Raw genomic sequence first — 26,720 nt, 5'->3', positions numbered from 1 at the left:
GACACGGCGTCGCGAGGGGCCACTGTCAGTAGCAACTACAGTCGGTACGAGAGTCGGGTAGGCGAAAGAGCGCAGAAACGAAACCGACTCAGACTGGAATCAGCCAGCCCTCGAGGAGCACGTCGACGAGGACATCCTCGAGGAGGAACATGAGGGCGAATCCGATACAGAACGTCGCCGTGTTGGTTCGGGTAAAGACGTCCTCGGCGTCGAATCGGATGAGGTCTGCAACCTCGATGAGCACCTGGAGGATCGCGCCGATTGCGATCGCGAAACAGAGGACGGCGAGGATGTTCGACTGGGCGAAGCTACCGAGCCAGCCACCGAGGATGACTGGTCCGCCGGCGATGATACCCATTGCGGCGAAGTGTCGCAGCGGTGGCGTCGCTCTGTCCCGGGCGACTGCAGCGACAACAGTCGGCCCTTCCATCACGTTGTGCATGACGAATGCCAGCACGAGCAGCATGAGCAGCGACGCATCGCCATGGATGTAGGCAACGCCAATGGCCAGCCCTTCGCCAATGCTGTGCAGTCCGAGTGCGAGCGCGACGAGATAGGCGATTTCGAGTCCGCTTTTTTCGCTTGCTGCTGCCTTGCGCTGGCGCCACTCGCTCGCGGCGTACATAACGGCGAACGTTCCGCCGACGCCGACAACTGCGGTTACTGCAGCGAGGGTCGAACCGCCGACAGCAACGCCGGCCAGCGTCACATCGGAGACTTCGACGCCGTAGTCGAAGATCAGGTCTTCCGTCATCTCGACGGCGATGAACGCGAGCACACCACCAGCGAGCGCCAGAAAGGCGTGCAGATATCGTGGATCGAGGTCGCGGATGAACGGGAACCAGAGCATCCCGATGGCAACAGGGATAATCCCCGCGATCGCACCGATGATCGTCAGCATCCAGAGGATCTCGAGTGTGCTCGCTTCCTCGACCCCAGAGAGGTCACCGAACGGCGATGTCAGATACAGTACTCCGAAAACCGCGATGAGGATAGCAACGGGACCAATAGCGAGGACCCACCGTGGGACGCGATCGTAAATATCGTCACTCACGATCGATCCGCCTCCACATCATCGATTGGCTTCTCATTGCCAGAGGTTTAGACACCTCTAAACTTATAGTTTACTCACGGAATATGCCGTTAGATACAATCTAATCCGCAGAAATGGACCAACTCGAGTGCGAGCCCGATCGGCCAAGACAGTGATGGAACAGTCGCGAGAGCAACGCCCTGCTGATCGGGACGGCAAGGACCGCGTGCAGGAATTACGACTCGACTTCGGCGGGCGGGCTTACCCGAACGTGGTGGGCGACACCCTCCGGAAGCGAGACGTCCTCCTCGCTTGCACTCGAGCGCGCGGTCACCATACCGAAGGGTGCGACCTCGCGAATCTCGAGTTCGACGCCGGGTTCGACGCCGTGGTCTGCGAGGTACGAGAGAACCTCTGGATCACGGTCGGCGACCTCCTCGACCACGACGACATCGCCTTCCGAGAATTCAGTGACGGATTTGCCGTCGGGTCGCTCCGGTGGCTCGAGGTCCGCACTTGGAATCGGGGACCCGTGGGGGTCAACCGTCGGTTCGCCCAGGGCGTCCGCAACGCGCTGTTCGAAATCCTCGCTGATGTGGTGTTCGAGGCGGTCGGCCTCGGCGTGGACCTCGGACCAGTCGTAATCGAGATGCTCGGTGAGGTACGCTTCGAGCAGTCGATGGTGGCGGACGACCTCGAGTGCGACCGTCTCGCCTTCGTCGGTGAGCGTCACGCCGCGATACTTCTCGCGGTCGACCAGCCCTCGATCCCCGAGTTTTTCGAGCATGCTGGTGACGGTTGGCGACGTGACGTCGAGCGCCTCTGCGATTTCGGACGTTTTAACCCGTTCGTCGTGGTCGCGCTGGAGCTGATAGATCGCCTTGAGGTAGTCCTCCATCACGTCGCTCAGCATCATCCTACTCGGGTTTAGAGCCGTCTAACCCTAAACCTGTCGACGCCGCAGGACTGGTGTGTGACCTGCACTGAATGTGGCTGTATAGCTGTATCGGACGTAGAAGATGGTATGGCAGCACAACCCACACAGACACGAGTTCCAACACCTTTGTATCGTAGTGTTTCAGAGTGTGTCGTATGACTGAGAACGTCGTCGTGCTCGGTGCTGGATACGCCGGTACCGGTGCGATCACCAAGCTCCAGTCGGAACTCGGGGGCAACGCACGACTAACCTGGATTGCTGACGTGGACTACCACCTCGTTCTCCACGAGGCTCACCGCGTCGTCCGTGACCCGGACGTTCGCTCGGACATCACGTTCCCGGTCGACCAGATTGCCGATCCGTCGACCCGGTTCATTCAGGACGAAGTCGTCGGCCTCGACGTCGACGAACAGGTCGTCGAACTCGCCGAGGGCGACGACGTCGACTACGACTACGTGCTCGTTGCACTGGGCAGCCAGACCGCCTACTATGGCATCCCTGGCCTCGAGGAGCACTCGCTCACGCTGAAGAGCCTCGACGATGCCATGGAGATCCACGACGAGATTTCCCAGGCCAGCCAGGACGCGACCCGCGGCGAGCCCGCACAGGTCGTCGTCGGCGGTGCCGGCCTCTCCGGCATCCAGACCGCCGGTGAAATCGCGGAGTTCCGCGACAACCACCGCGCCCCAATCGAGATCCACCTCGTCGAAGCACTCGACGAAATCTTCCCCGGTAACGACCCCGAAATCCAGCAGGCCCTGCGTGACCTCCTCGAGAACGCTGGCGTCCACATCCACACGGACGATCCGATCACGGAGGCCAAAGCCGACGTCATCGAGTTCGACGAGGGCGACCCACTCGAGCACGACGTGCTCATCTGGACCGGCGGCATTACGGGCCGTGACGCACTCGACGATGCGGACCTCGAGAAGGAACACAACCGCGTCAACGTTGAGGCGAACTTCCAGACCACCGAGGAGAACGTGTTCGCTATCGGTGACTCGGCCCTGATCGACCAGGGTGACCGCCCTGCACCACCGACCGCACAGGCTGCCTGGCAGGCGGCCGAGGTCGTCGGTGAGAACATTTCGCGTGCGATCGAAAACCGCCCGCTCAAGACGTGGGAGCACGAGGACAGAGGTACCGTCGTCTCCGTCGGTGACAAGGCTGTCGCCCACGAGGTCAAGCCAGCCTTCGGTCTCTCGCTGCCCGTCGGCACCTTCGGTGGCTTCCCGGCGAAGAACCTGAAGAAGATGATCGCCGCCAAGTGGATCGCCAGTGTCACCTCCTGGAACGAGGCCCGCAAGTCCTGGTCGTCGCTGTAAGACGAGGACAACTCGAATCCAACTGGAATCGAGCACAGAGCACGACCTCGACACCGTCTTTTTAGCGCAGGATCAATCGCAGCGACAGTCACAGTCAGTCACGCAGACCGTCGTTGTACGAGTTTACCACGACTTCACTGTAACCGTACTGCGACTTCACTGTAACCGCACCACAACTTCACTGCAACCGCACCACAACTTCACTGCAACCGCACCGCGACTTCAACACCGACGAACCCCATGCTCGCAAAAACAGCACCTCACTCGTCCGGCTCGCCAAGGTCTTCGTCCGGCCCGTCAGTCGCCCCAGCATCCGTCACGTGCTCGTTCGCCCCGCCACTTCCCATCGGCCGTGCAGGTACACCCGCGACGGTGGTCCCCGGGGGGACGTCCTGGGTCACCAGCGAGTTCGCCGCGACACTCGCATCGGCACCAATCTCGACACCGGGAAGAACGATCGCACCCGCACCAATCATCGCCCGTTCACCGACGACGACCTCACCCGTGCGATACTCGTCCTGAAGAAACTCGTGACAGAGGAGCGTCGCATCGTAGCCGACGATCACGTGGTCCTCGAGTGTGATCAGTTCTGGCCAGAAGGTATCTGGGGTCGCCTCGAGTCCCCAGGAGACGCCAGCTCCGACAGTAACACCGATGCGGCGCAGACACCAGCGGCGAAGCCGGAGACTCGGCGAGATGCGGGCGAGCCAGACGAAAATGTAGTTGATCGCAACACGAAGCGGGTGTTTCGCCGACGTCCAGTGAGCGAGCGAGTTCCGTGCGCCCGGTGTGGGATGACGGCGAATGCGGTCGTGGCGGGACGGTCCCGAGCGGTCGGCGTTATCTGCGGTCACTTGCGTGCTCTTCGGGAGTTCGCTACAAGAAACTGATCGATTCTCTCAGCGGATGTGCGGGTTCAGGAAGCACAGAAGGTGACCGCAAGCAGCGTATCAGGGAGCAGTCGAGCACCCAATCGCTGCATCGTCTGCAGTTCGATTCTCGAGCGGTCCGACCAGTCGCCGGAACGCCTCACCCGTGCAGTCACACCGGTAGGCCGGTTTGTACATCATGTTCTCGCCACCCTCGGTAATCGTCCACGCCGCTGCAATCTCGTCCCGAAGGTAGTACTGTGCGCGCTCGTTCCCTGGCTTGACCTCGTACTCACTGAGTCGAATCGGATGCCGGTCAAAGAGGCCACCCGGCTCTCGGCCATCGATGAACACGACAGACTTGTCCGCGAGGTAGAGTTCACCACCGCGTGCTCGTTTTGCGTGGGCGTTGTCCGAGTGGGCTGCAAGAACGTTCGCGCGCTCGGCTGCAGGGGTGTCGGGGGAGAGTACATCGACCCGGTCGACCGTGAAATAGCCAATTAGGTAGCGGTGCGCGCGCTCGCCGTCTGGTCGACGGAGGCCGGCATAGAAGCCAACGACATCACCGGACTCGAGTGCACTGAGTCGCGACAGGTAGCCGCTGGTCCGGTGTTCGCCGTAGGTCAGTGCAGCAAAGTTCGGATCGTGGTGAAGTGGCCAGTTCTCGAGTGCGTCGCCGGTGACGGTTTCGACGCCACCGCGGACAGGCTGGGGCTCGATTCGGGTCGTCAGATCAGCGGCGACGCGGTCGTCGTGTTGCAGCGTCCACGAACCGAGGGTTTCACGTTCACTCGTTTCGCTTGTTTTCTCCGGAATCGGAATGTATTCGAAACGGCCATCGTCGTAGAGCGGCCCGAGCGTCCCGAGGTTTGTGCTGTCGGCACCCACGCCGGCGAGAACGACTGTCATCGGTTCGTTCTGGTGGTTCGAGAGTGGCGAGTTAAACCACTCGGTCGGTATCGAATGCACATCGGGCAGGGCACACTGGCACTGAGAGGAACGCCTATCAATTTGCGGACTCCGTCGTCATCGAGAGGTGATGCAGGGCGAGGAGGCCGCGATCAAGCCTCGGGGTTGTTGACCATCACGATGCTGACTGGCGCCGAAGCCTTTTGCACGTCACTGTCGTGCAACACGTATGGCGTCCAGAGCACCGATCGAATGTCCCCTCTGTCGAGAACCACCACCGCAGGACACGCGACTCGAGGAACACCTCGTCGACGACCATACCAAGCGCAAACTGGCGCGATTCGTCGTCTCGGAAACAGCGGCGATGAACGAAGGCGATATCTCGGAGTGACGAGTTCAGTTCGCCGCCGCAACTGAAATCGACCCGCTTGCATCGACGGTGACACGATACCCACAGTACAGAAACGTCACCTGCCCGGTGTCGCGGTCGTGCGTCGATGTGGAGGTGAAAAGCGCGCAGATAGCGTCCGGTTCGACGGCGTTGTACAGCGGCGGGAGCTCGGTGACGTCACATTGTTCGCTCTCCGCGACTGTCTCGACGACACGCCGACAGAGTTCGTCGGTGTGGAGTGAGGACTGTGATTCAAGACGGGGAGCCATTAGTCGAATACAGTGATGTGGAGTGATAAGCGTGCGCCAAGTATTCAGTTCGACCTGTACTGGAAGCGTTATTTCTGCGGTTTTCGAAGCGAATATAGATGCTGATCATCCAACACGTATCGCTCAGCATTTGCGACGTGCGACTCGCTACTCGCTACTCGACACTTTTGACCCGTTAGTCGTTACCGCTCGTTAGTTCCCTGTCGCAAACTTTTGCCCGAAGTGATTGAACGGCTGGCGAACAGTCTCCTCGAGTACCTCCGAACGAACGATATCGAGTCCACACTCCTGCAGCGAGTTTGCAATCTGGGAGAGATCCTGCGTTCCCGTCCCGACCGCTTCGACGTGGAGATTTTGCTCGCCTGCGAGCAATCTGCGAACCGTCACGACTCCGTGTTGGTCGAGTACGTCCTCGACGAACTCTCAGGGGTAGCGTTCACTCGCTCCGCAACGACTTCCGGTGGCCAACCCTCGTCACGCATGTGCGTGATCGAACCCGAACGGATCGGGTGGGGCGACCGACTCGAGGGACACCGCGCCTCAAGCGTGTGCTCCAGGGCTTCGCAGGTCGTCGTATCCCGGTTGTGCGGACACGAACCCCAGCGGCAAGGCTGGGTCATGATGTAGATCTCCCGCCGAATGCTCGACTTCGAAACGCGGGCGTGTTTCCCCTTCTCGGTCGTCAGCAGCGGTCGGCGTTCGTCCGAGTCCGTTCGCTCGACGCGATTCACGTCGATGTACTCCCGAACGCGGTCTGCAACGTCCTGTGAGAGTGCAACCGGGCGCTCGCCCTCGCGTTTGTTCTTCAGTGGCGTCTCTGACCGGTGACGGAAGTAGACGAACGGGAGCTCGACCGCCTCGAGTGCGGCCTGATTAATGTCGTCTTGGTGGCGCAGTCGCTCCAGGTCGGACTCCTCGAAGAAGCAGTCACGGAGATCGAGCGCGCGAAGCCCACCGAGTCGACAGCCGGTGTGCCACAGCAGTTCGAGCATTACCTGCCGGCGCGATTCTCGCGCATATCGGTTCAGATTCCCGCGAATCGTCTCGGCACGGTTGGCGGAGAGGGGTTCGTCGTTGACGCGGTCAGCCAGGTCAACCGACGGGACCTCGACCTTCGCTGGAAGCCCCTGGGGAACCGCGTCAATCCGCTCGCAGAACTGGATGAACTGCTTGAGCGTCCCCAGCTGGTTGTTCAGCGTCGACACCTTTAGCCCATCAGCGCGCCGATCCGAATCGAACCGGAACACGTCGCGACTGGTGAGGTCGTTCAGGTTGTCGATGCCCTCTTTCTCGCACCACTCGAGGAACGGCTTCAACCGGTACCGGTAGCTCTTCAGCGTTTCATCGGCCCGCGTGGACTGCAGGCGATCGAGCCACATGTCGACCGCCTCGCGCGGCGTGATCGGCTCGAGGCCGTCACCTCTCATCGATGCACCTCGAGCGTGCAGCTGCAGCGGTGATCTGAAAATGCGATACGCTTACCGTGATTGCGCGTTTGGTTTGTCATGGTCTCACGTCTGTGGGACCGCGGACTCACCGTGCGCGCCGTTAGTTGGAACCTGGGGGCGCGCACGGTCGCTGTCCGTCGGTAGATCTGATCGAAAGGACTGCTGATACTTAGCCGTTGCAGGGCCGTTTCCGATTCTTCCGATAAATCAGGGTTTTGTGAAATTCGTAGCTGTTGAAGTCTCTCGCGTACGTCTGACGATTTCCGATAATTTCCGATTCCGTTTCCGATAGTCGTTCCGAGCCGGATCGACCAGGCCGTGGGCTGTGGGCCGGAATCTAATCGATACTGTCGATCGGGGAGTTTATCCCCCGTTGCGTCGAGCGATTGCATGCTTCCGTAGATTGGATACGGAGGCCAGGCGGGCCGGTGCTACTACACCGGGTCCGCGTTTCTGACGAGGACCCGACCGAGTAGCGGCGGGTCCGTCTGGCTTCCGTTGCGCTCACCCAGACACGGAGGGAACTTAATTCTAGCGTATTGTACAATACACTCGGGAACACGTCAGAAGTCACTTACAACTTGAAACCAATCAACATAACATGGAGATAAGAGTTGAACAAACTGAATGCGACGGCCTCGGGTGGACTGGATGACTCGAGCTGATGACGCGATTCTTGAGTTCCTTCTAAACGAGGGGAACCATTCAATCGTCTCGACACCCGCAGTCATTGAGGCTAATATCGATTATAAGATATCACACGTCCGAACTCGACTACGGAAATTAGACTCTGCTGGACTGGTAGAGTACTATGACGAGGACCGTGGACTCTATCAGATCACCGACCGCGGGCGCGCATATCTGAACGGGGAACTCGAGGCAGACGAACTCGAGCCGGAACCGTAGTCACCGAACTGTGCCGAGCGATCGAGCTGCGTCGGCCGAAATCGTGATCGACTCTGAATTTCGCGTGACGCCACCGCCCGCGATATCGTTAATGAGCACCGCCAGACTCGAGAGGTACGAGTCATTGCGTTCTTCGGTAATCGTCATGGTGTCTTTGCCCTCGTGATGGACAGCGCGATTCTCCAAGTATGCGTAGACGAACGTCTCGCGAACGTCCACAGAGCCAACCACGAGGTAGTCCGGCAGCGAGAGGAGTTGGTCGGCTTTCGGCCCGACGGGTGCGCCAAGGACGGCGAGTACCCGACCGAGGACGGTGCCGTCTTCCGTCGGGCGGGCTTCGTCGGCACGGCCGTCGCGATCGTCGACAATCTGGTAGTCGACGCCGACCAGTTCGAGCGCATCGATCACGTGTGAGTCTTCGCCGCGGTGATTCAGCGCGAACGACGGCCGGTAGTGGCTGTCTGCAATTGAGCCGCCGGAAAACACGTTCGCAACCAGCGCGTTCAGCCCGGCGAAAATATCATCATCAGGCGTGCACTCGAGCCAGCCATACCCGCGAGCAGTGTCGATTGCGCGGACAGCATCGGGTTCCCCACCCTGGTCGACCCACGTTCGGATGCGACTCCGCGGGAGATCAAGCGCCGACGCCGTGGCCCCCGAGCCAACATCGTTCGTGTTCGCATAGCGGGTGGCTGCTCGGTACTGCTCGACGGCTTCCCACGTGTTCTCGTAGGCCCCGCCATCGTAGGTGCGCGCGAGGTCACGCTCGGTCACGAACGCAGTCCCAGTCATGAAAGAGTCATTCGTAGGAACCGGCTTTGGGAGTGTCGTTTTCCCGCCTGTTTTGGAAACCGCAATACGACGCGGGTTCAAGGGGGTGCTGTAGGGTTTCTGCGACCCACTGATTATCAGATCTGAAACCGTTAGAATTTGAGCGTCAGTGGGGTTTAAGGTATGGTAATTTCGTGGAACAATCAGCACCGAATCGCAGTAAGGAAGGATGCACGGTGGGCCAGTGTGGAGCCCCCATCCGTACGTGACTGGCTACCATGCCACCGCGTATAACCTTTCTGCTGTGTGGTGTGGATAACCAACAATGTTCGACAAATACACAGCAAAACTCGTTGGCTCAGAGGAAGAGCGAGCCGTATCACCAGTTATAGGCGTCATACTCATGGTTGCGATTACCGTGATTCTGGCAGCCGTGATCGCAGCGTTCGTGCTTGACCTTGGTGGGTCGATCGGCGAAGAGGCTCAGGCCGGTGTCGATCTGGATGTGGACAACGACTCGCAGACAATCAGTGCCCAAGTCACGTCGGCCGGGAATGCTGACGACTTCGAAATTCGCGGAGACTTATATGATGATTCTGCTCTCGGAACTGGAGATGAGTTTAGTGGTGCAGGAGATACCCTAACCATCGAAGGTGATGAGCTTGCAGAAGACGGCGATGACGCAGTTGGGACCGTAACGGTTGTCGCGATTATTGACGACTCGGACACTGAAACGACCGTAGCATCTGCTGACTTCGAATTTGAAGGAGCACACGACTAATGAACATCAAGAAGTCACTCATCGGATCTGAGGAGGAACGTGCAGTATCGCCCGTTATAGGCGTCATACTCATGGTTGCGATTACCGTGATTCTGGCAGCCGTGATCGCCGCGTTCGTTCTCGACCTCGGTGGTTCAGTTGGAGAAGAAGCTCAGGCGGGTGTCGACCTTGAGGTAGACGAAACGGATTACACAGTCCAAATGTCAGCCACCTCAATGGGGAATGCTGACCGAATTGAGCTTCGGAGCGATGTCACACCAGATGCAGACGTCCTCACCGCTGAGCAGTCTGGTGACGTGATTACCTTGGATTATTCAGAGCAAGAATATCATGAGGATGGTTATACTTTCGAGGTCGGTGACGACCCAGAGGAGGATGACCCAGATGGTGCAGATAGTTACGAAGACGGCGGTGTTGTCTTCAACGGAACTGTGACTGCTGTCGCAATCATCGACGGTGACGACACAGAAACGACCGTCACGAGCGAAGACTTCGACTTCTACGAAGATTTCGTTGAAGAGAAAGACTGATAGAACCCTTTTAGGGTAACAGAAGTCCTTATTCTTCTATTCGGCCCGGTCGACCACGGCCGCCCCAGAAACGATCACTTCCGAGCGACCGCGGGCGTCGACGGCCGCCGCGAGCGTCCCACGGACCAACCAGCACGAGCGGTGTGTGCCGTCGGCCAGCTCACCACGCGCACAACACATCTCACCGCGAGTCGTGACCACGTCAACGTATTCGCTCGAACAAGTACCACGCCACGTCCTCAACAGTGTCGTTCGCAATCCGTCTACACAGACATCACTATGAATATCGCTCGTCAAGTAGTTCTATCTTCCATTCTCCCTCTTCTATATGGCGAATATGGACATAATGTTCGCCCCGCAATTCACCGCTCTCATTAAGCAGACCATCAATACGGAGATCGTCTTTGGGCAGTGTAACGCCGAGCGAATTCTGGTCCAGCTGACGAAGCTTATTCAGCGCCATGCACCTGGCGGCAACCCGCCTTGGTATAAAGGTTGGTGACTATCGGTTCCGCCAAGGTGTCACCAAGGCCATGCCACGGTTTTGCGGAGTTTTTCGAGGGAGCGGGTTTGACCCGCGGAGGTATGGCACTTAGCCTACCGCAGAAGTACGTTCCCAACTCAATTCGACGGGAAGACGGTATCGACCTCACAGACAGCATTCTCGCACCGATCTTCGTCCTGGCGTCGTTCTCGATCGGCGCGGTCGGGACGCTCGAGTTCAGCGAGCCGCTGAACTTTGCGCTGACGGACGCACTCTATGCGGCCCACGGCACGGAGATCACGTACGCGTTCATCATCTCCGTGGGTGTGCTCGTGATCGGCTGGCTGACCAACGAGACCACGCCGGAAGACTACACCGACGTGGAGACGGTCGTGATGCTCTTGGCGGTGATTCTGAACGTGCTCGGCGCACTCGTGCCGGCCGTCTCGCACACGCTGGAGACGATGTGGTACGTCGGCTGGTTCACGGTGTTCCTCAACGGTGCCGCGTTCTACCTGATCGCCTACAAGTAACCGAGGTTCAGAGACCAATGACTACCGATATTTCCACCGACGAAACCCGGAGTACAGACAGCCCACAGCCCACGGCCCACGAGTTAGAGCACGTCGACCTCGACAAAAACGGACTCGCCGAAGACGGCCTTCCGATCGGGAGGTTCCTCGAGGCCGACGCGTCGCGTCGCGATGTTCTTCGCGGACTCGGTGCAGCTGGGACAGCAACGGTCGGCGGCTCGGCGATCGGGGCGACGGGCGCGGCCGCCGAGGAGGACGGCGACACCGAAGACGACGACCACGAAACACCAGACTGGCACTACGATCCAGAGGGAGACGCACCGACGGCGATGACGACGGCGGGGCAAGCGTACTGGGTTGACGACGACATTGCCGAACCGGAAGCCGACGAGACTATTCTGCACTCGACGGCAGTTTCCGAACGGGAGAGCTACGATGCGCATCTCACGACGCTCGGGAATCACATCGAGGACATGAGCACGATCGCGTCGCTCGAGGCGCGCAACGAGATCGCCAACTCGTGGGAGGACAACGAGAGCCAGACGAGCGGATACAGCAACACTCTCTCGCGGATTCGGGACTACTACGCGGAACCGCACGAGAAGAACCATTACGAACTGACGAACAAGGCACTCACCCAACTCTCACACCTGGCACACACTGCTCAGGCAGACGACGACGTAGAAGACGATTTCATTGCGTTCTTCGTCGACAATTCCTCGCATCCCGACGAGGAACTAGCGATGGCGACGCTCACGAACGAGCGCGTGGAAACCGAGTTCGAACTGCACAACGGCGACACGATCACCATGGAGTCGCCGGAGCTGTACGTTCAGACCGAGAGCGGTGACGGAGAGTTCCGCGGACCGCTGTCGGCCGAGATTATCGACTCGTGGGATTCCGAGGAAGAAACGTTCGAACTCGAAGCCGACGACGGCGAAACGTGGGAAACGAGCCTGAACTTCACCGTTATGTCGGTCGGTGATCCTGAAGACGGTGGGCTGGAGAGTGAAACCGTCTTCTGGGGAGCCGAGTTTGCTGGGCTCCTGGAGGAGATCGAGGACCAGAGCGACCGGGTGACGGGCAACTACTCCGAGGATTTCGTCGAGGACCTGTACGCCGAACTGGACGACGGCAACATTGAACCGTCTGATATTCGCGGCGCAGAGGGGAATGCCCGTTTCCTCGCCGGAACTGACGACGCATCGAGTGACGCGCTTCGGATGGCCCTGCTCCAGCAACTCAACATGGAACAAGCTGATCTCTCTGAGGTCGCCAGTATGACGATCACATACTCGGGATACACGGCCCAGGAGACTCGGGAGGCCGATGACGAGATCTACCGCGCCCCGTCTGACTGGGTGCAAGACCGCACTATGGAAGGCTTCTTCCAAGCTCGCGAACTGCCCGATTCTGGCCTCTCGACTGACCAGACGTACGCTGCTGGCACCACGTCCCATGTGGTCGTCTACGATTCTGGCTACATGTGCTTGCTCGACCCGGTCAATGACGAGATTATCTGGGAGTACGACCCCAACCACGGCGGCAGCCTCGAAGGCTTCGAAGTCGGCCTTCGGTCTGGCGTTTCGTTCGGCGCTTATGCGTCCACTGACAACACCTACGCAATCGACTTATGGACTGGCGAGGAGCTATGGACTGACAGCACTGGTAGCCGTCCCTATGCGGCTGCTGAAATCTCCGAAACGGAGGTAGTACTCACGGATGGCGATCTCCGGAAGCTCAGCATAGAGACTGGCGACGAACTGGAGACGATTCCGTACAGTCACGGATCTCCTGAAGAACTGGTTTACTACGATGACATGCTGGTTCTCGGGGATGTCACAGAGGACCTTGTTGCTGCGATTGATCCAGAGTCTGGTAACGAACTGTGGACTTTCGAGACTGAGAACTCCCCCATGTTCATCGACTGTTATGATGGCTACATCGCTGTCGGAACAAGGGACAAAATCTACCTCGCGGAGTCTGACGATGACGATTTTGACCCGGACTGGTCTGTTGACTCGTCATCGGATTTCCGACGACTGACTCTCACTGACGGGGGCGTCTTAGTTCTCGAAGGCGACGATGTCCGGTACCTTGACAGGTCCGACGGGGACGAGTTGTGGACTGCTTCCCCGTCGAGCAGCACCCGCCACGCTGTTCGAACAGCGGACTCTGATGCTGTGATTTGCTTCGACTGGGACGATGATGAGGCGTTCTACCTCGACCTCGATAGCGGCTCCCGGACGAGCACACTCGACGCTGGCGACAGCTTCGGTGCGGGCGTTCCCCTGCTGCCGGACACTCCGGTCGACGGCTTGGTTGATATGCCGCTGATCTATGACGCTCCCGAAGGCGAGGAAGTGCCGATGCACCACGGGTCTGTGACTATCGATGAGATGACGGACTCGGACGGCAACGTGATTGAGGACTACGACGGCGAGAACTGGGGCCGCCCAGAGTACGACAGCTACGACAGCCAGGAGTTCGTCGAGCAGGTCGAGAAGACCGAGAACTACCAGATAGAGGAGTACTGGACAGAGGAAGGCGACAACATCGACGTGAGTCTTCCCGGACTTGGCGATATAGGCGACTTTGGAAGGGGTTCAGCTCTCGTCGGCCTCGCGGTCATCGCAGGCGTGATTATGGTCGTCGTCAGTATCGTGACCGACATTGTCCCAATCCTGGGTGACTAACGATGCGGATTCTAACGTTTTCCGTCGTCGCAGCCCTGGCGCTCGCGATGGGCGTGGGCTTGATGGGCGGCACCGCGATCGCCGAGGAGCCCGGCAACGAAAGCACCACGCCAGAGTACGAAGTTGAGTTCGGCGACGACCTTCGGATTCTGGAGTACCAGCTCGAGGACGGCACCGCCACGATCACCTTCGACGCCGACCGGTCGTTCACCGTCGTCGTCTCCGACGCGCTCGCTGGCGTCGACCAGGAGGGCGCGGTCGAAGTCCCACAAGAAGAGTTCGAGATCGACACCGGCGAGACCACGATCGCGACGAGCGTACGCGAAGTGAACGGCGCGTCGACGGTCGGCGTCGCGGTCCAGGGAACGACCGTCAGGCTCGGCACCGAGATGCAAGCACAGGAAGAGAACCCGTTTGAGACGTTCGGCGGTGAGTCCGGGCTCTTCACCGGCGTCATCATGACAACCGGACTGGCGGGGCTTGGGACGGCCTACGTGATCCGCAGCGAAGATAGCGGAGTGATCGAAGCATGAGCGGAGACACCAGCGCCACGTTCGGCAGCTGGTCGGACCGGCTCACCTATCTCCTCGCGGAAGGCCAGCTGCTCGTTGCGGGTGCCGCCGTCTCGATCGGCGCGGCTCTCATCTGGATTCGGCCGGAGATTCCAGGCATGCCGCCGGTCGCTCGAGGAATTTTCGCGGCGATGCTGCTCCTTGGGCCGCCGCTGCTCGGGTTGTTCGTTACAGGCGCACGCTGGCTTCGGAACCGAAACATGGTCGAAGTGTACCACATCAACGCAGTCGACGACGTCCGGCGGAAACTGTACGTCGAACCCGGCGTATGGGATGAAAAGACGGTCGAGGGGCCGTCTCCGTATCTCTGTAACGACGAATCCGCGTACGAGGTGCGCGAGCTCGACTGGCACCCGGACCAGGGCGAGGACGGCACGCTCATCGTCACCGGCTGCTACTTCTCGCAGCTTTCGGACTCGAAACTGGTTACGGTGAAGGCCATGCTCGAGGACATCCACGGTGAGCTCGTCGAGACGGCGATCGCCTACAACAAGTTGCGCGGTCGGATCAGTCGAATGGGTATCGAGATCGAACGCGACACGATCAACGCGCACGCGGAAGCGGACGAACGTGGGTTGATGACACAGAAAACGAGTGTGAAAGACCGGTTCGAGGCAGCCGAGAAAGACGCTAACGAGTGGAGCAGCGACGAGATCAGCGACCTTGGCGAGTACGAGCAGGAGTTCGATCCAACCGAGCCAGCCCCTATCACGTTCGATCAGAACGGCCAGCAGCCAGCCGCAGCGGACGGAGGAAACGACCCATGAGGTACATCCACGACGGGAAGCTACGGAATCGGACGGTTGAACCACCGAAGAAGCTCGTTCCCAGCGAGCCAGTTACGGCGGCTCGAGGGAGAACAGACACGGCAGCACTCATGGCGTCGATGCTCACCAAACTCCGACGAGTGGAGAATCCGCCGTTGTGTATCGGACACGAGCGGAACGAATGGAGGTGGTCTAAGTGACGATCGAACTCACCGACCGAGAGAAGTCGATACTCGCGTGTGCCCTTGCAATCGGTCTCGTTATGGGCTTATGGGCGGGACTGCATCTACTCCCGGCCGAGGCACTGGACGTGCCGACTGAGGAACGGGAGACTGCAACCGGGACGACTGAGCGCGCGGCGTATCTGCCGGTCCCCAGAGTCTTCTTCGCGATCACCGTTCTGGCCCCGACAGCAGCGGCGTGGTACAGCTACACCCGGCTTCGAGACCAGCCGGAGGGAGCGACTGACGAGGACGTTCAGGAAGCGGTAGCAGACGGAGGGACAGCACATGACTGACGACAATGCACTCCACGTCACCGGCGAAGCGCGGGAGTACCAGGAAGGCTACGGCCAGCGAGAGAACCGAGAGATAGCCGATCACGGTGGCATCGTTCGAGACGAAAGCATCTCCCGAGCGATGTCTATCCGGTCGATCCACTACGATCCAACCGATGCCGATCGGCCCGACAAGATGCCCGGCCAATGCAAAGACCTCGAGAAGCATCGCCAAATCCGGCTGGTAGAGGGTACTGAAACCTTCCGAAAAGCCATGGAGAACGGCGATATGCCGACCATCAAGCACATCGTTGGCGACACATCGAAGCGAGCGGACGTGAGCGGACTGAAAGCGATCGGGACGGTGGACGAACTCATCAACGGCCCGGCCCCGGTCATCGTCGTCTTGGGCGAGATGGGCGCGGGCAAGACCGACTTCGCGTGCCTGCTCGCACAGCGGTGGCGTGCGCTCCATCAGTCGAACTCGCTACTCGGGACGAACATCCAGTCGCTCGAGGAGAAAGACCGCTGGGTCGACGACGACGGCGACGTACAGGACGGCTGGATCGGAGACTACGGAACCCTCATGGAGTGGGTCGAGCAGGACGGCGACCCGCTCGAGCACAGCCAACGAGACAAACTGTTCATTGGCGACGAGTTCTCGAGCGCGGCCAGCGGGACCGGCAAGCAGGGGCACGAAACCCGGAAGAAGATGGCTCCGCTGGTCTACAAGATCCGGAAGTACGGCGGCGCGCTCATCTACATCGCCCACGGCGAGCGATCGATTCATCCGATGCTCTGGCGGGTCGGGACGATCGTGAAGAAGGTGAGCAAGAAGAAGGCCGTCATCGCCGACTCGATTCGGAACGCACAGCTGGCCGACATTGAGGGAGAGATCGAAGGTGTGCCACCGACGGACTTCCGGTACAATACGAAAGAGGCGTCAGACTGGTCGTGGTCGAGATACGGCGACGAAACCGAGGAAATGGAAGCGGGAGAGGCAGCCCGACAGACGGCGATCTGGACCGTTATCAGATGCAAAGAGGAGGGCATGGCAAACCGCGAAGTCGAAAAATTCGTGCCGTACAGCCGCGAATGGGTCCGAACTCGCTGGAACGAATATCGGGAAGACGGACTGCACGCTGATACGCTTGGCAAGGTCGAGGAGGTAATCGCGTGACGGCGTACAGTTGGCAACGTGGCAGCGGCAACAGCCACCCCTTTACTGTATCTATGGGCGCGGCCCGACAGGGCCGCGTACCGCAGCCCATCGCCCGCTGTTCGTTCCCGACAGAAAGAGGAGGAATAAATAAAGACGCGCGACGAGCGCGACGCGTGAATAGTCGAAGTATCGATAGGTGAGAGATGAACCGATCGAAACGTGCGAATCACTTCGGTACGGCGTGCGAGAAACGAATGGCGAAGAAGCGGCGCTTTGCTCTCGAGCGAGCCAGCTGGCACGACGCGCGGTTTCAGAACGGAACGCCGATCGAAATCAAATCGACGATGCTCGAGCATTCAGACGGTCAGCCGGGTAACTTCAAGGTCTACAAGGCCTATCACGACAAGTTACGCCGACACGACGGATGGTATTGTTTCGTCGTCTACCGGCCCCACGGCAGGAGCGGCTGCACGATCGTCAAGGACAAGATGTGCAAAGCGTCGAATCTCCCTCTGCTCAAGTGGCATGGTGGTGGTGACCATCGGGACACGAAACAGGCGAAAATAGCTATCCCAGACGTTTTCTAACGACTTTCCGGGGTACCCTCGGAGTCGGACATCATCTGTACCGCTCCGGCGACCACTCCGGCCCACAACGGACAGCCACACGCCGAGCATTTGACCGGAAACGCTTCGATTTCTTCGCCACAGTCGGGACAGTCTATCGACTCTGGTCCGGGAATGTCGTCGGGAAACTCCGCGCTCATGGGCTTGATTCCTCCTTGTGTCCGACGAGTGGCCGGTCACAACTCCCGCATTCGACCCACGAGACATGACATGGCGCTCCGCAGTCGGGGCAGTCGAACGTTCCCCAGCGGTCGGGCTCTACGTTCTCTAAGTCGCTCATGCGTTCGGTTCCTCCTTGGCACCGGACTCGTCGAGCCCAGCAAGTTCTCGGGCGTGCTGGAGATCGTCGGCTTCCTCGAGTAGTTGCTCTATCGAGTTTCGAACGATCTCTGGTAGTCGTGCGCGCAGTTCGATCGCCTTTCTCGCTTCCTGCTCGAGTTCGCGACGACTCTCTCGCTCGGCTTCTCTGAGTAGATCGTCGACAGTCATCGTCACATCTCACCTTTCGTCGTCACCGAGACCTCGGTCTCCACATCGAAGCTGACGGCTCGAGTCGAGAGCGTTTCGGCGATCTCCTGGCGCTGCTCGCGGGTGAGGTCGTCGCGCTCGAGGACACGCCTGGCTGCGGAGACGAGTTGATCAACGTCTTCGCAGGCGAAAGCGACGGCGTTGCTCCGGTTGCAGTCGTAGAACCGGGCAGCTTTCTGGATAGATGCGAATCGCCATTCGTTCCCGTCGTCAGTCCGGATACGAACCGATCCGGGCGTCTCGTTGTGAGACATAGCCGTGAACACAACCCGCTATTCCTAGTTTTTTCGGTTCACTCGAACGGCCTTAGTTTATAAAGAAGGGCTCGGCCCCGGACGTGATCGGCATGCCGGACGGCCCGATCTCAACGGCGATGGGCTCAATATGAACACAGTGTGCTACTCGTTCGTGTTCATATTGCGGAAATCGATTCTGTCGACGTGCAACCCCAAGGGTGAGTATCGGGGGTTCCAGTAAGGTGATTCGGTTAATCTTGCTCCTGTGGCAGTCTCTGACGGCGTTTTATATCATAGAAGCTTTCCAACTCTCTTGAAATGAACGCTGCTGAGGCTATCGCAAGTGTAAGTGCAGCAGTCACACCGAAGACAGGAATGACTGATGCTGCAATAGATGCTCCTATCGCCATAGCAATTCCCAACCGAATACCTTTCTTCTCTTCTTCCGACATACTTTTTGCGAGTTGTCCTTCATCGAACGCAGACGCGGTAATCACCCTGATTGTCAGGGTTTTTGTCTTGTAGACCTCTTCTCTGAATGGGCCGTATGGGTCAACAGTATTTTTGAAAATATTAACCGAGGGATCTTGTACATTCTTCCATAACCACGTTCGAGAAGCTAGAGTCTCAATAGGATGTTCTCTAAACAGGGTTTTTGAAGAGTCATCGAAATTTTTTGTCGGAGTGGCAAACACATCAATATCATGTGATACCGCGGCAAGACCATCGAACCCGTCCGTCCTGCCAACGAGATTCTCCAGTCCAGTCGTCATGGCAGCAAGATCACCGAGACCAGCCGATGCAGCAGCAAGATCTTCAAACCCATCTGCCGTCTCGACGAGATCTTCCAGTCCAGTCGTCATGGCAGCAAGATCACCGAGACCGGCCGATGCGGCAGCAAGATCTTCGAACCCATCTGCCGTCTCGACGAGATCCTCCAGTCCAGTCGTCATGGCGGCAAGATCACCGAGACCGGCCGATGCAGCAGCAAGATCCTCGAACCCATCTGCCGTCTCGACGAGATCTTCCAGTCCAGTCGTCATGGCAGCAAGGTCACCGAGACCGGCCGATGCGGCAGCAAGATCTTCGAACCCATCTGCCGTCTCGACAAGATCCTCCAGTCCAGTCGTCATGGCAGCAAGGTCACCGATACCGGCCGATGCGGCAGCAAGATCTTCGAACCCATCTGCCGTCTCGACAAGATCCTCCAGTCCAGTCGTCATGGCAGCAAGATCACCGAGGCCGGCCGATGCAGCAGCAAGATCCTCGAACCCATCCATCGCAATATCCGATTCGTCAGAATTCTCATTAGAATCCATTTATACTACCAAGTACGCAGGAGTGACAATAAATGGCATGGTGTAGGGTGAAGAGATTGAGCCAACTAATACTGCACTCCTGAGGCCCAAACTCAAGTGGTCCTAAATCCTGAGTGGAAGGGAGTGTTTCGTATGGATCAACTGGAGATCGTGCGGAGCTGGGGGCGGGGCGGAGTAATTTTTTGGCTCTGTCCCCTTGGGGACACCCTCCAAGGGGGTTTTCGCGCGAAGCGCGAAACGACCCCGCATGCGGTGCGGCGCGATCGCGGTGCCGACCCCAGCCTCGAGCCGAGGACTACAACCAAAACTGGACAGTCACCGATAGAATACAATCTGAGTTGCTGAAAACAAGTGCCACAACAGTGTTGCCACTCACGAGGGCCGTTCTACCAGTCGGCGATCGAACCTACGCGGTGGCTGTCTCGTCCGCCTCCAGGTGTCCGCCAGACCATCGACACCTTGCTGAACTGCACTACGTCGTTCCCTGAGTGTCGCCAGGCGTCGATCGCTTCCTGTGCGATCTCGCGGGCGTTCTCGAAGCTATCGCCCTTCAGCAGCGAGAGAATCGCATCGATGCGGAGCTTCTTCGGGTTCCCGGCCTCGTCGTATTCGATCTCGGCACCGTTCTCCGCAAGCCACTGCTGGAACGGCGAGGACTCGGCGACGTGATCGGCGAGGCCCATCACGTGCTGAATCCGATCGGCGAAGCTCTCGATCGCGTACTCCGCTGACTCGACGAGCGCACGCAACTCCTCGCGGTACTTCCGGACTCGGAACGATACCTCGCCCTGGTCCAGCTCAAGAATATCGTCCAGATCCTGAATCGCTCGGTAGATCGTCGCGGGGTGCTTCCCGAGCTGGTCGGCGAGTTCGTCGACGGTCGACCCGCCGTCGGTCGCGACCTCTTCAGTCACTTCCCGCGGCGTCTCGCCCAGATCCTGCAGCGTCGTCATCAACAGGTGTTCGCTCTTCGCCTCGAGGCGCGGCGTCGGATCGTCGTAGAGTTCGACAAGATCGTCTCGAGCAACCGCGTCGAAGTGATCGTCTTCGACGTAGACACCGTTACCGTCCGGTCCGAGCGGGATGTCTTCCCAGTGGAGCGCGTTTAGCAGCGTCTCCTCAATCTGTTCGGTGACCTCGTGCCGATCGGCCCACGCCCACGCCGTGTTGTCGTTCATCTTCTTGTTGACTAAGACCTCCACTTTCGGGTGGTACGAGGGGTGGTCTTTCGAGACTGCGTCCGGATCGGCCAGCTGGTAGATCTCGAACTTGCGGCCGTAGGTGTGGTCCGGAAAGAGTTCCTTCGCTGAGGCAGGGTTCAGTTTCAACCGGTTCTGGTGGTTGATCACTTCCTCGTTGTCGATGTGCAGTTCTGCTTTGACTCCCTCCAGGTCGGACAGGTGGAGCGCAATTTTCTGCAGGACTCCCGCCGACGAGAGCTTGGCAGCCCATTCACGACGAATGCGTACGTATCGCTCGTACGCCCACATGCGACTCGACTCGTGCGGCGCCGTGCGGAAATACTCCGAGTGTACCCGTTCGTTCGCCTTCTCGAAGATCGCCGCGAAGAACTCCGGCAGCAACTCGAGCCCATGTCCGGGTTCGATGTTGCTCATGTGGTACTCGACGTCGACACCGTCGACCTCGCCGACCTGATTCTCCCACGGCAGATTCAGCGGCTCGCCGGTTTCCCAGTGGCGCATATTCGGGAACCGGGGCGAGATGTTGAACGTCGCCTTGCTCTCGCCGCGCCCACGACCGATGATGTCCCACTCGTAGAGCCGTTCAGCGTTGATCCCGTCGGAGAGTCGCGGCGCGAAGCCCGACTTGCTGTACTTCACTACGAGGTGCCACGGTTCGCCGTCGATCTCCGTGTCTAACTCAAGGTGGCCTTCGAACGGCGGACCGAGTATGATCGACGAAAGTGCGTCGTAGGGGCCGCGGCCCCAGTCGGCCCACTTCCAGCGGCCTTCGCACTCGTGCGGCGTCGTCTCGACCTGACTCACGCCTCCTCACCCCGTTCCTGCTCGAGGAGGCCCGAGAGGACCGCCACGACGTTCCACCACGTCGCGGACCCACAGCGGTGACAGACGTGCTTGAGCGACGTGAGGTCTTCTGCCTCGAGTTCGGTCGGGTCCTTGCTCAGGTCTTTACTCACTTCAGCGAGCGGAGCGCGCTTAACTCGCGTCTGCCCACAGCCCACGCAGATCGCGTCAACGGGAATGCCGACCTGGCCCGCTGCTGGACTCTGGAGTTCAGCGGCGAGATCTCGCTCACCGTGCTCGAGGTCGGAACTCATCGTGGATCACCGACCGTCGTCGACGGATCAACGCCAGCGGGATCGATGACGTGCGACCAGGCGAGCTTCGCAACCTCGGATTCCGAACGCGACCCGCCAACCTCGTACCACCGGCCGGCCAGCAGCTCGTCGACGATCGTCGCCGGCACAATCGCGCGGGCGACCTGGGGCAATCCCGGTCGCGGAATGTAGACGACGAGCAGGTACATCCCGGCAGCCTCGAGCAACTGCTCGTGGGCGTCGCGCTTAACGTAGAACCGCCCGCGAGTCGTGCTGTCTCCGTTGCTCGTCTCTATCTGGCAGCCTTTGATCTCGACCGGCGTCTCCGGTTCGACCAGCACAACGCCGTAGAACGGCAGTGAGTGGGCCGGCTCGAGGAGCGTCGTCGTTCGTGCGTCGTGCCAGGTTGCGGTCCGATCACCGACGTACTCCAGGGCGTCGATCGTCTGCACCAACTCCGCCTCGAGCGCGTCACCGCTGGCCTTCGAACTCTCGAGGGCCGACGTGCGAGAACTCACAGCGGACCCTCCCGTGCGTCGCGAACGTCACGCGTGCAGTCCGAGCAGAGCCGACGAAGACCGCTAATCCGGTCGCCGCATCGTTCGCACTCGTCGGATTCGACGAGACGGCTCATCGCGAACCACCGCCCTTTCGGTCAGCATCCGTCTGTAGTGTACATCCGTTGTTGCTCGTGAGCGAGTGCGTAGTTCGACGGTCGACCGTCACGATCACGTCGCGGTGAATCGGTCCGCGCTGGAGCAGGACCGTCTCGACGCGCTCAAAGGCAGAGAACGACCGCATTCCCCACGAATTCCAGCCGAACGTGATGACATGGCCGCCAGGTCGGACCAGTTCGTTGAAGTCCTCAAGGGCGGCGTACACGTCCATTGCGTGCAGGCCATCGTACTTCGTCTCAGCTTGCTTCTCGTCGAACGGTGGATCAAAGATTACCGTATCGAATGAACACGGCTCGAAGTAGTCGGCAATCTCCGCAACGTCGTGATTCGTGTCGGCGTCACGATCGGGGTTCAGATCGTTCCGGACTATCTCACCGTCGTGCTGGAGTTTGGTCTTGCCAGCGCAGGCGTTCAGCGTCCGCCCGCTCATATACTCTCTGACGATCAACCGCGCGGGTTCGTATTCGAAAGTCCATCTCGAAAGCATCCGCGCGGTTCCGTCGCTATTTCGACCACCGTTCGAAACCGTCTCAGTGGGCTCTTCCCGATGAACAGTACCGTTCGCAGATTGGTCGCTCATCGGCTCACCTCGCCTTCCGGGCCGTACTCCGCTCGAATATCGGCGTCCGCGATACGTCGCCGTAGCGCGTCTTCGACGAGTTCCGTCGCGATGAACTTCACCCGGCCGCAGTCTCGTGGTGGCACCAGACCGGTCGTGCCGGACCACTCGGTGAACTCAAGCCAGCCCGAGTCACGGACAGTGGCGTCCGCTACGCACACCAGGCCGTCAGAGAGCTGGATGAAAGCCGGCGAGTAGCCAGACGGGAGGTTTCGCGGGTCGACTCGTTCAGGCATCGGACTCACCTCCGTGGCGGCCGGCGGACGTTTCCGGATCTGGTACCGGCACATCGACGCCAGCAGCGGAGCCGCGGCTCAGTCGAGCGTACGAATCACACTCGCCGCAGCGGTGGGCTCGGTCCCGATCGTCACCGAAGACGCGCCGGAACCGATCGGTGACGTGGGCACCGCAGTGTTCGCAAGTCGAATGGTCGACTGACGGCCACGGTGCGACCGTCATGCAGACCACCCCCTACAATGCTGTCGGCTATGTGGTAATATACCGAAAGCGAGAATTGGATTTTCGGTACTCTCGAGTGGTTGAGAGTCTAAGAGTTGAACACTTAGATAATTTCGAGTGGGACCGCCGAGAATTGAACTCGGGTCCTACGGACCCCATCCGCAGAGGATACCACTACCCCACGGTCCCGCACGTGATACGATGAGTGTCTGCTGTTTAAGCGTGTCGTTTCAGATTGTCATGGACACTGCGCCTCAGACGAGAACCCGCTCTAGATCGACGACCACACCAGATTCTGCGTCAGGATCGCCGACCATCTTGCCGAGACAGACCGCCGATCCCACCTGCGTATAACAAGCAACGAGATCACCGCGCTCGAGTGCGGTGTCGGCTACTACCTTCCGCACCCCTGGCGCGTAGACCGGTGCACCCTCTGCGACCTCTCGCGCAGCCGTCGAGTCGATAACGAGATGCGGAATCTCTTCCAGGATCCGCTCGGCAGGATCGACGATGTCGTACAGCAGACTCGGATCGTCGTCCTCGAGCCAGAACGCGAGCGCATCGAGGAACTCCGTCGCAGTGTAGAGGTCCGTATCGTCGAACGGTGACGTCGCCGTGCGCCGCAGATGCCCCATGTGCCCACCAGTGCCAAGTGCCAGTCCGAGGTCGTGACAGAGCTTTCGAACGTAGGTGCCACTCTCACAGCGAATCCGCAACAGTAGCTGCCGGTCGCCCTGTTCGAGGACGTCCAACTCGTAAATCTCGCGCACGCGGAGTCGACGCGACACCGCACTCTTTCGCGGCGGCTTCTGGTAAATCGGCCCCTCGAACTCGGCGACGGTCGATTCGACGTCAGCCGGAATCGAGCCGTGGCACTCGAGTACCGCCACGTACTCCTTGTGTCCCTCGAGGAATACCTGCGCGAGTCGGGTTGCGTCGCCAAGCATAGTCGGCAGGCAGCCGGTGACTTTGGGATCGAGCGTGCCGGCGTGGGCGGCCTGGTCGATGGTCGGGCTGGTGTCGCTGTCCTCACTCTGGTCGGCCTCGGCCAGCGCATCTGCGACGGCATCGCGAAGCCAGCCACTGACCTGGTGTGAGGAGGGACCGGGTGGCTTATCGAGGTTGACGACGCCGAACTGCAGGAGTTCGGCCGGTGTACGATCACCCGGAGCAGGGCGGAGACGCTGGCGCTGACTCATGCTAGATATCGTACTCGAGAGGGACGGTTGCCTGGCCTTCGTCGCCCGTGGCGTCGTACTCCTCGACAGCCGTGACGAGCATATCGAGGACGGCATCGGGCTCCCAGCGAGCTGTGTTGACCGAGAGGTCGTAGATGGTCAGGTCGCGAATGTCGATGCCGTAGTACTCCTCGTAGCGCTGGGCCTCGCTCGCCTCGCGAGCCTGGGTTTCCTCGGTCGCACGGTCTGGATCCTTCTCCTCGCGCTCGCCGATTCGCTCGCCACGAACCGCCGGCGGCGCATCGAGCCAGAAACGAAAGTCCGCCTGATCGCCGGCGAGCCAGCCGGCCAGCCGGGACTCGAGTACTAGGTCGTCCTCTTCGACGGCGATTTCGCAGAGTCGTCGGTCGAGATCGCGGTCGATCTGGTCGTTCTCCTCGGCGAGTTTGTTGAACTCGAGTGGGGTGTAGCCGCGCTCGTCTGCGAGCTCGCGGAAGATGTCGCCGCCGCTGACGTGGTCGAGATCGAACGCGTCAGCGAGCAATCCTGCGGTGGTGCTCTTCCCGCTACCTGGCGGGCCAGAGACGGTGAGTAACATATCCAATCTGCGACGTGCCGGGTAAAAGGGGTTTTGAATCAGAAACGGCTGGTGTCGGATGTGACACCACGATTCAGCGACATCGTGTTTCTGTGTCGTACATGAGGTGTAGCAAACTTGTGGGTGCCAACGCCGCAAACAGCAGCGAGCGATGACCGTGCCAGCAATCGAGAAAATCGAACGGGGCCGAAAAGACGGTCGGGCTATCTACTGGATACTGGGTTTCTGCTCCGCGCCTGAAACCCGTCGTCACTCGCAACTCGGAGTCCTCGAAGCGATACTGTTCAGGTGGTCGACGGCGTCATATCGATGTTGAGCGACTTCCGGAGCAGCTGGGTGAAGCCCATCGAGCACAGGAAGTACCAGAGGATCCAGGCCGGCATCGGGCCGATGATACCGTCAGTCCAGTCAACGACGCCGACAATCGGCATCACGACGGTCCACTCAGTACTGGCGACGTTCCCATCGTGGATCTTCCAGTACATCCACAGGAAGATTGGGATGGTAAACAGCATAATCCAGACCATCGGGCGGATCTGCTCTTTGAACATCCCCATGTTCTCGGCCATGGCCTCCATCTGCTCCTCGCGGACCTCCTCGAGTTCGTTCTCGAGACGTTCGAGTTCGGCCTCGCTCGCGCCGCGTTCCTCGGCTTCCTTCTTGCGGTCGCGGACGTCTTGCTGTTTGTCCTGCATCGCTTTCATCCGCTTCTGGTACTTGCCGAGCACCTCGGGGTTCATCAAGTTCGCCTGCAGCAGCGTCGAATAGAGCCCCGTCAGGAGCGCAACGGAGAGGATAACGGCGTAGAACGGCAGCGCGGCATCGAGTGGACCGAGCGCGAGGTTGAGCGTCCCACCAACCGTGTCACGAACGGGGTCGAGCCAGTACCCGAACATCAACAGGAGCGACCCGACACCAGCGAGTTTGTCCCACTGGGACCACTTGGATGCTTCCGCGTCGATGTCGACGTCTGCGTCGGCGAACGACGAACCGGACCCATCACCATCGAGCGCCTCGTCGTAGGCGTCACGGTCGGCGATTTCGAATCCCTCGTCGCCATCGACCAATATACCCTTCTCGATCAGCCGACCCCACTGTCCGCTCGTCAGGTCATCGTTGACGTCGCCCCACTGGACTTCGCCGCCGTTTTCGTCGGCTTTCGTCCGGATGGACTCGAGTGCCTCGGTCATCGAGGAGTCCTCCCGAACGAGCGAATTGATCTTTTCGGCTGTACGTGTCATCTGGTTATCCTAGGGCTAGGGCAGGTTCGGTATACAAGTGTTTATCTTCGGAGGTCGGCTG

At 59.7% G+C, this 26,720-nt stretch carries 34 protein-coding genes and 1 tRNA gene; 12 read left to right on the top strand and 23 right to left on the bottom strand.

Translation table 11 applies throughout. The features are described from left to right. Positions 1 to 88 precede the first annotated feature (88 nt). Together NMAG_RS01425 and NMAG_RS01420 are read right to left on the bottom strand one after the other, a co-directional pair. Entirely contained in the window at positions 89 to 1,054 is a 966-nt protein-coding gene (locus tag NMAG_RS01425; RefSeq protein WP_004213779.1) for a ZIP family metal transporter, read from the bottom strand. 214 nt (positions 1,055 to 1,268) lie between these two features. Beyond that, positions 1,269 to 1,949 (bottom strand): metal-dependent transcriptional regulator, encoded by a 681-nt coding sequence (locus NMAG_RS01420; protein ID WP_004213777.1) that lies wholly within the window; start codon positions 1,947 to 1,949, stop codon positions 1,269 to 1,271. A gap of 176 nt (positions 1,950 to 2,125) precedes the next feature. On the opposite strand from NMAG_RS01420, the gene NMAG_RS01415 reads away from it, so the two are divergent. Beyond that, positions 2,126 to 3,295, top strand: a complete 1,170-nt coding sequence (locus tag NMAG_RS01415) for an NAD(P)/FAD-dependent oxidoreductase (protein WP_004213775.1) — start codon at positions 2,126 to 2,128, stop codon at positions 3,293 to 3,295. 260 nt (positions 3,296 to 3,555) lie between these two features. Here the strand turns inward: NMAG_RS01415 and NMAG_RS01410 are convergent, their stop codons facing one another. Further along, entirely contained in the window at positions 3,556 to 4,149 is a 594-nt protein-coding gene (locus NMAG_RS01410) for an acyltransferase (protein WP_004213771.1), read from the bottom strand. Between the two features lie 96 nt (positions 4,150 to 4,245). Further along, a complete protein-coding gene (locus tag NMAG_RS01405; protein WP_012996335.1) occupies positions 4,246 to 5,073 on the bottom strand; it encodes an Nmad3 family putative nucleotide modification protein in 828 nt (275 codons plus the stop codon). 229 nt (positions 5,074 to 5,302) lie between these two features. Between NMAG_RS01405 and NMAG_RS21890 the strand changes: the two genes are divergently transcribed. Next, the gene (locus NMAG_RS21890; RefSeq protein ID WP_004213766.1) at positions 5,303 to 5,464 is read left to right on the top strand and encodes a hypothetical protein; all 162 of its coding nucleotides are present in this window, start codon (positions 5,303 to 5,305) and stop codon (positions 5,462 to 5,464) included. A gap of 5 nt (positions 5,465 to 5,469) precedes the next feature. Here the strand turns inward: NMAG_RS21890 and NMAG_RS01400 are convergent, their stop codons facing one another. From NMAG_RS01400 to NMAG_RS01390, 3 genes are all read right to left on the bottom strand, one after another. Continuing rightward, positions 5,470 to 5,733, bottom strand: coding sequence for a HalOD1 output domain-containing protein (locus NMAG_RS01400; protein ID WP_004213765.1), 264 nt, complete (start codon positions 5,731 to 5,733; stop codon positions 5,470 to 5,472). 192 nt (positions 5,734 to 5,925) lie between these two features. Next, on the bottom strand, positions 5,926 to 6,120 hold the full coding sequence (locus NMAG_RS01395) for a hypothetical protein (protein ID WP_004213764.1): 195 nt from the start codon (positions 6,118 to 6,120) through the stop codon (positions 5,926 to 5,928). Then, positions 6,117 to 7,160: a tyrosine-type recombinase/integrase gene (locus NMAG_RS01390; RefSeq protein WP_004213763.1), complete on the bottom strand. Its 1,044-nt coding sequence runs from the start codon at positions 7,158 to 7,160 to the stop codon at positions 6,117 to 6,119. Before NMAG_RS01390 ends, NMAG_RS01395 begins: the two co-directional genes overlap by 4 nt. Before the next feature lie 672 nt (positions 7,161 to 7,832). On the opposite strand from NMAG_RS01390, the gene NMAG_RS01385 reads away from it, so the two are divergent. Continuing rightward, complete coding sequence (locus NMAG_RS01385; protein WP_004213762.1) at positions 7,833 to 8,087, top strand: hypothetical protein; 255 nt, start codon at positions 7,833 to 7,835, stop codon at positions 8,085 to 8,087. On the opposite strand, the gene NMAG_RS01380 is transcribed toward NMAG_RS01385, so the two are convergent. Further along, on the bottom strand, positions 8,088 to 8,879 hold the full coding sequence (locus NMAG_RS01380) for a hypothetical protein (protein ID WP_004213761.1): 792 nt from the start codon (positions 8,877 to 8,879) through the stop codon (positions 8,088 to 8,090). 304 nt (positions 8,880 to 9,183) lie between these two features. Here NMAG_RS01380 and NMAG_RS01375 point away from each other — a divergent pair, with 304 nt between their 5' ends. Further along, positions 9,184 to 9,639: a type IV pilin gene (locus tag NMAG_RS01375; RefSeq protein WP_004213760.1), complete on the top strand. Its 456-nt coding sequence runs from the start codon at positions 9,184 to 9,186 to the stop codon at positions 9,637 to 9,639. Next, on the top strand, positions 9,639 to 10,169 hold the full coding sequence (locus tag NMAG_RS01370) for a type IV pilin (protein ID WP_004213759.1): 531 nt from the start codon (positions 9,639 to 9,641) through the stop codon (positions 10,167 to 10,169). The genes NMAG_RS01375 and NMAG_RS01370 overlap by 1 nt, the downstream gene beginning before the upstream one ends. Before the next feature lie 36 nt (positions 10,170 to 10,205). On the opposite strand, the gene NMAG_RS21885 is transcribed toward NMAG_RS01370, so the two are convergent. Together NMAG_RS21885 and NMAG_RS20750 are read right to left on the bottom strand one after the other, a co-directional pair. Continuing rightward, the gene (locus tag NMAG_RS21885) at positions 10,206 to 10,349 is read right to left on the bottom strand and encodes a hypothetical protein (RefSeq protein ID WP_004213758.1); all 144 of its coding nucleotides are present in this window, start codon (positions 10,347 to 10,349) and stop codon (positions 10,206 to 10,208) included. Between the two features lie 97 nt (positions 10,350 to 10,446). Continuing rightward, complete coding sequence (locus NMAG_RS20750) at positions 10,447 to 10,632, bottom strand: hypothetical protein (RefSeq protein ID WP_012996334.1); 186 nt, start codon at positions 10,630 to 10,632, stop codon at positions 10,447 to 10,449. A 122-nt stretch (positions 10,633 to 10,754) separates the two neighbouring features. Between NMAG_RS20750 and NMAG_RS01365 the strand changes: the two genes are divergently transcribed. The 7 genes from NMAG_RS01365 (at position 10,755) to NMAG_RS01335 (ending at position 17,466) form a co-directional block, all read left to right on the top strand. Then, positions 10,755 to 11,186: a hypothetical protein gene (locus NMAG_RS01365; RefSeq protein ID WP_004213756.1), complete on the top strand. Its 432-nt coding sequence runs from the start codon at positions 10,755 to 10,757 to the stop codon at positions 11,184 to 11,186. A gap of 17 nt (positions 11,187 to 11,203) precedes the next feature. Beyond that, positions 11,204 to 13,882: an outer membrane protein assembly factor BamB family protein gene (locus NMAG_RS01360; RefSeq protein ID WP_004213752.1), complete on the top strand. Its 2,679-nt coding sequence runs from the start codon at positions 11,204 to 11,206 to the stop codon at positions 13,880 to 13,882. A 2-nt stretch (positions 13,883 to 13,884) separates the two neighbouring features. Next, positions 13,885 to 14,415: a hypothetical protein gene (locus NMAG_RS01355; protein ID WP_004213751.1), complete on the top strand. Its 531-nt coding sequence runs from the start codon at positions 13,885 to 13,887 to the stop codon at positions 14,413 to 14,415. Next, a complete protein-coding gene (locus tag NMAG_RS01350) occupies positions 14,412 to 15,221 on the top strand; it encodes a hypothetical protein (RefSeq protein ID WP_004213750.1) in 810 nt (269 codons plus the stop codon). The genes NMAG_RS01355 and NMAG_RS01350 overlap by 4 nt, the downstream gene beginning before the upstream one ends. Positions 15,222 to 15,417: 196 nt before the next feature. Then, positions 15,418 to 15,738 (top strand): hypothetical protein, encoded by a 321-nt coding sequence (locus NMAG_RS01345; RefSeq protein WP_004213749.1) that lies wholly within the window; start codon positions 15,418 to 15,420, stop codon positions 15,736 to 15,738. Beyond that, positions 15,731 to 16,897, top strand: a complete 1,167-nt coding sequence (locus NMAG_RS01340) for a hypothetical protein (protein WP_004213748.1) — start codon at positions 15,731 to 15,733, stop codon at positions 16,895 to 16,897. Before NMAG_RS01345 ends, NMAG_RS01340 begins: the two co-directional genes overlap by 8 nt. A 185-nt stretch (positions 16,898 to 17,082) precedes the next feature. After that, the gene (locus NMAG_RS01335; RefSeq protein ID WP_004213746.1) at positions 17,083 to 17,466 is read left to right on the top strand and encodes a hypothetical protein; all 384 of its coding nucleotides are present in this window, start codon (positions 17,083 to 17,085) and stop codon (positions 17,464 to 17,466) included. Between the two features lie 315 nt (positions 17,467 to 17,781). Here the strand turns inward: NMAG_RS01335 and NMAG_RS01325 are convergent, their stop codons facing one another. The 13 genes from NMAG_RS01325 to NMAG_RS01265 form a co-directional block, all read right to left on the bottom strand. Then, positions 17,782 to 17,994 (bottom strand): hypothetical protein, encoded by a 213-nt coding sequence (locus tag NMAG_RS01325; protein WP_012996331.1) that lies wholly within the window; start codon positions 17,992 to 17,994, stop codon positions 17,782 to 17,784. Between the two features lie 2 nt (positions 17,995 to 17,996). Next, positions 17,997 to 18,287, bottom strand: coding sequence for a DUF7692 domain-containing protein (locus NMAG_RS01320; RefSeq protein ID WP_004213741.1), 291 nt, complete (start codon positions 18,285 to 18,287; stop codon positions 17,997 to 17,999). Positions 18,288 to 18,520: 233 nt separating this feature from the next. Further along, positions 18,521 to 19,588 carry a hypothetical protein gene (locus NMAG_RS01315; protein WP_004213739.1) on the bottom strand — a complete coding sequence of 356 codons (1,068 nt, stop codon included), beginning with the start codon at positions 19,586 to 19,588 and terminating at the stop codon, positions 18,521 to 18,523. Between the two features lie 386 nt (positions 19,589 to 19,974). After that, positions 19,975 to 21,594 carry a DUF7845 domain-containing protein gene (locus tag NMAG_RS01310; RefSeq protein ID WP_004213737.1) on the bottom strand — a complete coding sequence of 540 codons (1,620 nt, stop codon included), beginning with the start codon at positions 21,592 to 21,594 and terminating at the stop codon, positions 19,975 to 19,977. Next, positions 21,591 to 21,887, bottom strand: a complete 297-nt coding sequence (locus NMAG_RS01305) for a hypothetical protein (RefSeq protein WP_004213735.1) — start codon at positions 21,885 to 21,887, stop codon at positions 21,591 to 21,593. Before NMAG_RS01305 ends, NMAG_RS01310 begins: the two co-directional genes overlap by 4 nt. Further along, positions 21,884 to 22,405 (bottom strand): hypothetical protein, encoded by a 522-nt coding sequence (locus tag NMAG_RS01300; RefSeq protein ID WP_004213733.1) that lies wholly within the window; start codon positions 22,403 to 22,405, stop codon positions 21,884 to 21,886. The genes NMAG_RS01305 and NMAG_RS01300 overlap by 4 nt, the downstream gene beginning before the upstream one ends. Positions 22,406 to 22,517: 112 nt before the next feature. Further along, positions 22,518 to 23,144, bottom strand: coding sequence for a hypothetical protein (locus tag NMAG_RS01295; protein ID WP_004213731.1), 627 nt, complete (start codon positions 23,142 to 23,144; stop codon positions 22,518 to 22,520). Beyond that, on the bottom strand, positions 23,141 to 23,419 hold the full coding sequence (locus NMAG_RS01290) for a hypothetical protein (RefSeq protein ID WP_004213730.1): 279 nt from the start codon (positions 23,417 to 23,419) through the stop codon (positions 23,141 to 23,143). The genes NMAG_RS01295 and NMAG_RS01290 overlap by 4 nt, the downstream gene beginning before the upstream one ends. Further along, the gene (locus NMAG_RS20740; protein WP_081446712.1) at positions 23,412 to 23,651 is read right to left on the bottom strand and encodes a DUF7563 family protein; all 240 of its coding nucleotides are present in this window, start codon (positions 23,649 to 23,651) and stop codon (positions 23,412 to 23,414) included. Before NMAG_RS20740 ends, NMAG_RS01290 begins: the two co-directional genes overlap by 8 nt. Before the next feature lie 109 nt (positions 23,652 to 23,760). Further along, positions 23,761 to 23,831, bottom strand: a tRNA-Pro gene (locus NMAG_RS01280). 65 nt (positions 23,832 to 23,896) lie between these two features. Further along, positions 23,897 to 24,841, bottom strand: coding sequence for an RNA-guided pseudouridylation complex pseudouridine synthase subunit Cbf5 (locus NMAG_RS01275; RefSeq protein ID WP_004213725.1), 945 nt, complete (start codon positions 24,839 to 24,841; stop codon positions 23,897 to 23,899). 1 nt (position 24,842) lies between these two features. Next, a complete protein-coding gene (gene cmk / locus NMAG_RS01270; RefSeq protein WP_004213724.1) occupies positions 24,843 to 25,418 on the bottom strand; it encodes a (d)CMP kinase in 576 nt (191 codons plus the stop codon). A gap of 284 nt (positions 25,419 to 25,702) precedes the next feature. Next, positions 25,703 to 26,659: a DUF106 domain-containing protein gene (locus NMAG_RS01265; protein ID WP_004213723.1), complete on the bottom strand. Its 957-nt coding sequence runs from the start codon at positions 26,657 to 26,659 to the stop codon at positions 25,703 to 25,705. Positions 26,660 to 26,720: the final 61 nt, after the last annotated feature.

Origin of the sequence: Natrialba magadii ATCC 43099, from assembly GCF_000025625.1 — an archaeon.
Lineage (GTDB): Archaea > Halobacteriota > Halobacteria > Halobacteriales > Natrialbaceae > Natrialba > Natrialba magadii.
This window is presented reverse-complemented; position numbering and strand designations above follow the sequence as displayed.